This is a genomic window from Methylobacterium segetis, from assembly GCF_004348265.1.
Lineage (GTDB): Bacteria > Pseudomonadota > Alphaproteobacteria > Rhizobiales > Beijerinckiaceae > Methylobacterium > Methylobacterium segetis.
This window is the reverse complement of sequence record NZ_SMNT01000238.1, coordinates 1-2,188: the sequence shown is the minus strand read 5'-3', so window position 1 is coordinate 2,188 and position 2,188 is coordinate 1. Positions and strand designations below refer to the sequence as shown.

At 64.2% G+C, this 2,188-nt stretch carries 2 protein-coding genes; one reads left to right on the top strand and one right to left on the bottom strand.

Annotated elements, in window-relative coordinates; all coding sequences use genetic code 11:
- On the top strand, nucleotides 1-1,785 hold a 1,785-nt coding region (locus E1J50_RS26350; protein WP_165937996.1), incomplete at its 5' end, for a polysaccharide deacetylase family protein.
- A gap of 198 nt (nucleotides 1,786-1,983) precedes the next feature.
- Here E1J50_RS26350 and E1J50_RS26345 read toward each other — a convergent pair.
- The coding region (locus tag E1J50_RS26345; RefSeq protein ID WP_165937995.1) for a dihydrofolate reductase family protein at nucleotides 1,984-2,188 on the bottom strand (205 nt) is incomplete at its 5' end.

Below are 2,188 nucleotides of genomic sequence, written 5' to 3'. Positions count from 1 at the left end.
GTGCAGGACAACCTGGTCGAGTCGAACGAGACCGTCATTGCGAAGCTTGGTACGATCACCGGCGGCGGCACGCCGGGGGCGACGAGCTCCGCCACGGCCACGATCGTCGATGACGATGCCCTGGCTCCCCCGAGCTACACCATCGCGGTTGCACCAGCTTCGGTGGGCGAAGGCACTGGCACCAAGATCACCTACACAGTGAACCGCACCGGCGATCTGAGCCAGGCTGGATCGGTGGCGATCGACTTCTCTGGCAGCACCGCGACCAACAGCGACTATACGGTGGCTAATCTGCCCAGTAGTGGGGTGCTGAACTTCATCCCTGGGGCGAGCAGCGCCAGCTTCACGGTCACCCCGGTGCAGGACAACCTGGTCGAGTCGAACGAGACCGTCATTGCGAAGCTTGGTACGATCACCGGCGGCGGCACGCCGGGGGCGACGAGCTCCGCCACGGCCACGATCGTCGATGACGATGCCCTGGCTCCCCCGAGCTACACCATCGCGGTTGCACCAGCTTCGGTGGGCGAAGGCACTGGCACCAAGATCACCTACACAGTGAACCGCACCGGCGATCTGAGCCAGGCTGGATCGGTGGCGATCGACTTCTCTGGCAGCACCGCGACCAACAGCGACTATACGGTGGCTAATCTGCCCAGTAGTGGGGTGCTGAACTTCATCCCTGGGGCGAGCAGCGCCAGCTTCACGGTCACCCCGGTGCAGGACAACCTGGTCGAGTCGAACGAGACCGTCATTGCGAAGCTTGGTACGATCACCGGCGGCGGCACGCCGGGGGCGACGAGCTCCGCCACGGCCACGATCGTCGATGACGATGCCCTGGCTCCCCCGAGCTACACCATCGCGGTTGCACCAGCTTCGGTGGGCGAAGGCACTGGCACCAAGATCACCTACACAGTGAACCGCACCGGCGATCTGAGCCAGGCTGGATCGGTGGCGATCGACTTCTCTGGCAGCACCGCGACCAACAGCGACTATACGGTGGCTAATCTGCCCAGTAGTGGGGTGCTGAACTTCATCCCTGGGGCGAGCAGCGCCAGCTTCACGGTCACCCCGGTGCAGGACAACCTGGTCGAGTCGAACGAGACCGTCATTGCGAAGCTTGGTACGATCACCGGCGGCGGCACGCCGGGGGCGACGAGCTCCGCCACGGCCACGATCGTCGATGACGACGGAACAACGAAAAAAATCGCCCTGACCTTCGACGACGGACCGGATCCGACCTGGACACCGCAGGTCCTCGCAGTTCTTAAGGCCGAAGGGGTGAAAGCCACGTTCTTCGAGCTCGGAGAGATGGTCAACGCCTATCCCGAGCAGTCGAGGGCCGTCTTGGCCGATGGGCACCAGCTCGCGAACCACACCTTCGATCACCAAGATCTGGCGCTGCTGAGTGACGCGCAGATCCAGACCGAGATCCAGAACACCCAGAACGCAATTTTCAACACGACCGGGACGCGGCCAGTCTATCTCCGTCCACCCTATGGCAGCATCGACCAGCAGGCCGAGACCATCATCGAGAGGGACGGGCTGAAGACCGTGCTTTGGACGGTCGACCCGGAAGACTGGAATACGCCTGGAACCAACACGATCATACAGAGAGTGATGAGCCAAGCGTCCGACAACGGGATCATCCTGATGCATGACGGTGGCGGGAACCGCTCGCAAACCGTCGATGCCCTCGACAACATCATCGACGGGCTGCGCGCCCAGGGGTACGAGTTCGTCACCCTCGACAAGGTACCGCTGCCCCCGTGGGACCTGTTTGCCTGATCTTCGAGAGCGCAGCTCAGGTTAACCGCTTTGCAACTCGCAGCGAGCCGGCGCAATAGGCGAGCGCAAGTCCAAAGACGCATTCCCGGCCAGCGGACGCCTGCAACGTCCGCTGGCGCTGTTTCCCGTCCGCTCCGCTCCCATCGCGGCCATTCGGCGGCCGTCACCCGCGTCTCGATCCATGGGGGCTGCTCTGGGTCAGCGCTCGCGCCGGTAATGCATGGCGACCGCGCCATTGCGGAGCGGCTTCGCCGAGACCAACGCCAGCCGTCGCGTGCTGGGCAGCCCGCCCTGGTACAGGGTCGGGCCGTGGCCAGCGATCCTGGGATGGACGAGGAGCCTGTACTCGTCGATCAGATCCAGCCGGTCCAGCTCGGTCGCGAGCTTGCCGCTACCGAGGAGC